The sequence below is a fragment of the Streptomyces sp. NPDC059564 genome, assembly GCF_042735575.1.
In the GTDB taxonomy this organism is placed as follows: domain Bacteria; phylum Actinomycetota; class Actinomycetes; order Streptomycetales; family Streptomycetaceae; genus Streptomyces.
The window spans coordinates 1-4,761 of the sequence record NZ_JBHWBP010000395.1; the positions used below are offsets into that span (position 1 = coordinate 1).

Sequence of the window (4,761 nt, forward strand, 5' to 3'; positions counted from 1 at the left end):
GATGCGCAGCATGGGCTGGAGCGGCCACAAGTCCTTGTTGTCGGTCGGGTACTTGGCGAACGTCACGTCCGCGTCCAGGACCTGGCTGGGCAGTTCGGTCTTCCCGGCACGGGTCGCGCCGTAGGACCCGGCACCGCGTTGGGCATCGTCGAGTTGCTTGGTCAGGGTGTAGCCGGGCACGCACTGCCCCGACTTGTCGTCCGGGCACTCGTAGTCCCCGGCCAGCTCCCAGATCATCGCGCCGCCCGCGCCTTTGTCCTTGATGTAGTCGGCCTTGGCGGCAGTGTCCTGGGTGTCCTGCGTGGAGAGGAACACCTTCTTGTCCTTGTGCCACAGCCAGGACGCCTTGAGCGTGCCGTTCCAGTGACGGGTGTATCCGTCGGTCCGGTTCGCGGTGTCCTTCGGGTCCAGACCGAACCGGGGCAGGTAGCTGGTCACAGCGCCCCGCTCCAGGTTCTTGGCGTGCCACATCGGGTTGGATCCGGCGGCCAGCTCGTCGCCCGCGGCGGTCTGGTCGTGCCACAGGTTGTCGATGCCGGAGGCACCGGAGCCGCACGCCGTCGTGCCGCCGTTGGGGCCGGTCCCGTCGGGGCACTGGGACTGGTCCTTCAGTTTGGAGACGCCCCACAGCCCGTTGCCCTGACCTCCCTGGACGTCCTTCCAGCCGCGTGTGTAGTACGGCACGCCCAGGTTGATGCGCCCGGCCTGCAGTGCGCCACGGAAGTAGTGGTAGGACCAGTCGGTGTTGAAGAAGCCCTCCTGCTGGTACTCGGGGTTCTTGACCTTGTCGTAGATCCCGGTGGCCTCCAGCTCGACGTCCTTGCCGTCGTCGTACAGCGGTGCCTGCGGGCCGACGTAGTTGTTCCACGAGCCGTGGTAGTCGTAGGACATCGTGTTGACGAAGTCCAGATACTGCAGAGCGCGGAAGTCCTCCTGCCCGCGCAGCAGATACCCGGACGCGGAGGCCGCCGCGGTGAGCTGGTAGTACTTGTTGTCCGCGGCCGACGCGGCATCGAGCTTCTCGCGCAGGGTCTTCATCAGCGCGGTGTTGCCCGCGTTCAGGCCCTTGCGGCGGGGGTTGGAGATGGGCCAGTCCTCCGGGTTGCCCGCGTCCAGGAGGGAGGTCGGGTACTCGTAGTCGATGTCGACACCGTTGAAACCGTACGTGCGCAGGAACGTGACGACGGAGTCGGCGAAGGTGTTGATGGCGGGCTGGTTGACGCTGCCGTCCTCCCTGGTGGTGAGGCGGTACAGGCCACCGGTCTTTTCGCGGCTGCCGTCGGGCTTCAGGGTTCCGCCGGTCTCGGCCCAGCCTCCCACGGAGATGAGGGTTCGGACCCTAGGGTGCTCCTTCTTGTACTTGTTCAGGAGGTTGAAGTTCCCCTTGTACGGCAGGCTGCCGTCCATCTCGGCGCCGGGCACGTGGGGCCAGGTCATGCCCGTGGCCGGGTTGTCCGGGTCGTTGACGTCGCCGACGGAGATGCGGTTGCCGCCGTCGACGTGCGCGAAGGCGTAGTTGACGTGGCTCACCTGCCCCCAGGGGATGCTGCGCGGCAGGTACATGGGCTGCCCGTTCCTGCCGGTGCGCCAGCCGGTGAAGTACCCCACCACCCGCCGCGGATGCCGTTCGCCCATCACTTCGCGGCCCTGGCCGTCGTAGATCAGGCAGTAGGGCGTGTTGACCCCCTTCGTCGCCGTCATACCGTCCGGGCGGCACGTGGAGTGGTCGGCGAGGGCGGCGGCGGAGATGGACCGCGATGCCTGGTCCCTGATCACCGGCTCGGGGTCGGGCGGCGGGGTAGGGCCGTACCGCAGGGACTGTACGAGCAGGTCGTTCTTGTTCTTGCCCCAGTCGAAGATGGTGCCGCGCAACCCCGGCCACTGGTCGGTGAGCTCCCTGGGGTTGCTCAGGAGGTAGCTCTTCGACAGATCGAGCAGGTCCAGGCTCATCCGTACCACCCGGGTGCCGGAGACCAGGTCGGCCTGGACCTTCCCGTGGTCCGCGACGCGCAGCAGGGCGGCGTCGACGCGATGCTCGAAGACCGTGCCCCTCAGGGCAGGGATCACCTTGCCGACGGGGCCGGGTTCCACGATCCACTTGTCGCCGTCGCCGTCGAGGTCGACTTCGAGCAGGCCCGCCTGACCGTCGCGGAAGACCACCGCGTAGGGGTCCTTGCTGTTGCCGACGGCCGCGTCGAGCCCGTGCTCGAACACCGTCCCCTCGAACACGGGGAAGAAGTCGCGGATCGGCCCCGGACCCCGGACGCGCTGGTCGTCAATGGTGCCCTCCTTGATCGAGACATGGGTGTACCGGCCGCCGCGGAAGAGCGAGAGGTGACGCGTGCCGTCTTCCGTCAGTTCGAAGGCGGCTTCGACTCCGCCGGCGAAGTCGGTGTCGCGCAGGCTGGACCAGATGTCACCGATGTCACCGACGCCACGGAGGCGACCGGGACTGTTGGCGCCACCGATCGAGCCGTCCGCCTTCGCATCCGGATTGAAGAGCCCGAAGGCATCCCCCTGGAACAGGTAGTGGTCGCCCAGGCGCTTGCCGTCGCTGTCTGGGCCCTCCCCGTTCCATGCCGCATCGTCGATCGGCGAGGTGGAGACGATCGGCTCGTCGGGTGAGCTGCCGGCACTGCCGACGCAGCGGAAGGACCCCGCCCCCGACTCCTCGATCTCCTTGTTCATACGGACCAGACAGGCGCTGAGGGCCCGCTGGCCGTAGGCGTTGGGGTGGACCGCCTCCTGCCACTCCCCACCGCCGCCGAGACCGCTGAAGTACCGCACCCACTCCGCGTCTTCGGCGGCGATCGGCTTGTCCAGGGAGTTGTTGGACGTGGCCTGCTTCGCCGTCTCCGAGCACAGCTCGTGCCCGGAGAAGGCGTCCGACAGATCGAGGAAGGCCGCGTCCCCGTCCCGCGCGGCACCGCGCAGCATGCCACCGATCTCCGCGACCGCGCCCTCGCCCGTCCAGCTCACGTCAGCGTCGTAGAAGGGACAGCCGCCCTTGGAGTACCGGTCGTAGTGGTCGCCCTCGTAGCGCATCTCGTTCGCGGGGGGCAGCGGCGCCGGATAGCCCTGCACCACCAGGTCGTAGGTGCTCTGGTCCTGCCCGGACCCGCCCATGGTGTCGTGGATCGCGTCCAGCGTCCGGGCGACGTCCTCGCGGACGGCGCTCAGGCGTTTCTTGAGGTCCTCGTCCGCCTTCTTGCGGCAGGACTCCTTGTTGCTGATGAAGTTCACCGCACAGCTCTGGACGATGTCGGAGAACTGCAGGTCATTGCCGCCGATGGAGAGCACGACGGTACCGATCTCATGGTCTGCGGCGAGTTCCGCGAGCTGCTGGATCTGCGGTTTCTCGCCCTGGTAGTTCTTGCTGAGGATGTGCTGCGTCTCGGCGCCGGAGCAGGCGATGTTGAACCGCCGCTCCTTCGGTACGCCGCCGATGGCCGCACCCTTGATCTCCGCCACGTCGGAGCGGTGGCACGCGTCGCTTCCGGCGGCGTTCTTCTCGTAGACCTGCGTGCCGTGGGCCGCCCGGTCGGTGCCCCAGGCGTCGTTGTTGGGGTCGGTGTCGCCGTCGGGCCCGTCCGCCTTGGCATTGGCGTTGCCCTGCCAGCGGCCGCCCTCTCCCGAGATGTAGCTGTCGCCGAGGGAGACGGTGGCGGCGGGCAGACCGGACTCGACCGGGCAGACGTCGGCAGCAGCGGCCCGTGCCGCCCGCGACGCTCCCGCCCCGTCATCAGCCGTACAGGTGCCCGGCTCGTCCGCGCCCGCTTCGAAGAGAACCGGGAAGTGGTCGGAGCCGAATGAACTCGAGAGCCGCTTGGCCTTGAGGCCTTCGCCGGCGCCCCCGTCGACCATGTAGTCGAGCTCCGCGCCCTTCCTGTGCGTGTTCGCACCGGAGAAGACGACGCGCTCGTCGTCCTCCAGTTCCATCACGCTGGTGAGAGCACCCTGGTCCTCCGCGAAGTTCTCCTTCTTGGCTCCCTTCAGCTTATTCCGCTGCGTGTTGAAGGCCCGCGACTTCTCGTCGGGGAACCGGTTGAAGTCCCCCATGATGGCCCAGCCGGCCTTGAAGTCCGTCTGTTTGTGCAGGCCCGAGATGTCCTCGACGATGCCGTCGGCGTTGTTGTTCGACCGCTTCGGCGCTGTGGTGGCGTGGATGGAGTAGTACCACTTCCCGTCGAGTTTCATCCCGAGCGCGGGGAAGGCCTTTCCGGTGGCGTCGCCCCGCACCTGAACCGCGTGCAGGTCATCGTGGGAGGCGGCGCGCTTTTTGGTGGCGATGGCGAGACTGCGGCGGTTGCTGCCGGTGCGGATGCGGTAGACGGTGATGTCGCCGTCCCAGTGGAACTCCTCGACCCGCCAGCTCCCCACGCGGGTTCCGCTCGGGCTGCGGTTGGCGACGTCGAAGGCGGCGGCGGGCGCATGGCCCAGCAGGTCCCCATCGGCCACTTCCTGGAGAGCCACCAGGTTGAGGGCGTGGTCCTTGATCAGGCCGGGAACCTTCTGAAGGGTGTCGTGTTTGCCGTCCCAGGTGTTCCAGGTGGCCAGCTTGAGGTTGGACGGCGCTGCGACCGCGGGTGTTGCGGGCAGGAGGGCGACGGGGAGTAGCCCCGCGAGGAGGGCGAGTCCCGCAGTGGTGGGGGGGGGGGGGGGCCCCCCGCGGGCCCGGCGGGGGGGCGAGGGGTGGGTATTTAGTTGACACGGCCAAAAGGGTTGGGAAAGCGGGGAGGTGTTGTTAGGGGGTATAAAAAT

1 protein-coding gene is annotated in these 4,761 nt (G+C 67.9%); it reads right to left on the reverse strand.

Translation table 11 applies throughout. The features are described 5' to 3' along the window. Nucleotides 1-4,473, reverse strand: a 4,473-nt coding sequence (locus ACFV0Q_RS36280; RefSeq protein WP_385011485.1) for a glycosyl hydrolase family 18 protein, incomplete at its 3' end; no start/stop codon positions are given. Between the last annotated feature and the right edge of the window lie 288 nt (nucleotides 4,474-4,761).